The sequence below is a fragment of the Xanthobacter autotrophicus genome, assembly GCF_030015065.1.
In the GTDB taxonomy this organism is placed as follows: domain Bacteria; phylum Pseudomonadota; class Alphaproteobacteria; order Rhizobiales; family Xanthobacteraceae; genus Xanthobacter; species Xanthobacter autotrophicus_D.
In genome coordinates this window covers 1-393 of the sequence record NZ_JAIVFN010000550.1, presented here as the reverse complement: position 1 = coordinate 393, position 393 = coordinate 1, and the positions used below count along the sequence as shown (strand labels likewise).

The following is a 393-nucleotide window of genomic DNA, read 5'->3' as shown; positions in this document are numbered from 1 at the left end:
GCCATGACGCGGCCCTGGCCGTCGAGGAACTTGGTGCCGGAATGGATGACGAGGTCGGCGCCCCACTTCGCGGGCTGCTGCAGCGCGGGCGATGCGAAGCAGTTGTCCACGGCCAGCAGCACGCCGGCCTCGCGCGCGATCGCCGACAGCGCGGCGATGTCGCACAGGTCGGTCAGCGGGTTGGTGGGCGTCTCGGCGAACATCAGGCGGGTCTCGGGCCGCAGGGCCGCCTTCCAGGCGGCGGCATCCGTCTGCGGCACGAAGGTGGTCTCGACACCGAAGCGCGAGAGTTCTCCGCCGATCAGCTTGATGGTGGAGCCGAACATCGACTGCGAGCACACCACGTGGTCGCCGGCCTTCAGCAGCGCGAGGCACATCAGCAGGATCGCCGAC

General features: G+C 69.7%; 1 protein-coding gene. It reads right to left on the bottom strand.

The genetic code is table 11. The features are described 5' to 3' along the window. Positions 1-393 (bottom strand): aminotransferase class I/II-fold pyridoxal phosphate-dependent enzyme (locus tag K9U40_RS24460; RefSeq protein ID WP_282892626.1); only part of this gene is annotated, 393 nt, incomplete at both ends.